The 499-nt window shown below is 56.9% G+C and carries 1 pseudogene; it reads left to right on the forward strand.

What is annotated here, in order from left to right:
- Positions 1-382 (forward strand): annotated as a pseudogene (locus tag C5B90_RS21140) (hypothetical protein); the annotation flags it as partial.
- Positions 383-499: the final 117 nt, after the last annotated feature.

The raw sequence follows: 499 nt of genomic DNA on the forward strand, positions 1-499 counted from the left end.
CGGTGCAGTGTACCGGGTTCAGGAGGAGGGACTGGTTGTCTCACGGAAACCTGGCTTTCGGTGTACTCCCGAAAGCGGCAGCGTCTACCTTTCTGTCCTTTCGCTTGATGGACAGACGGATTTCTCGTCGTCGAGCCGCATTACCATCGAGACCACTATCCAGAACAGGACGCTTGTTTCGCCACGGGCTGGCAAGTCACCTTCCGCGACAACCGTCTCAGTCAACGTCTCGAAGACTGCGTACCCGGATGCGTGGCACCGGCTGTTCGAGGAGGAACTGTCGCACTGGTCGGACCATTCGGAACCGCATACATACCAGTGTACTGGCATCAACCGCGCTGTTGTCCACAATACGTCGGTCGGTGTCAGGACCGTCACTTGATGATCCCTGTCTGCGGTACATACACCTGCTGCTACAGAACCCGACCCTGAACGGGAAAAAGTCGTTATGCAGCAGCAACCAGCGCTGCAATGAATGACCACTCTGTCCCGCTGTCTG

It is taken from the genome of Haloferax sp. Atlit-12N (assembly GCF_003383095.1).
GTDB lineage: Archaea > Halobacteriota > Halobacteria > Halobacteriales > Haloferacaceae > Haloferax.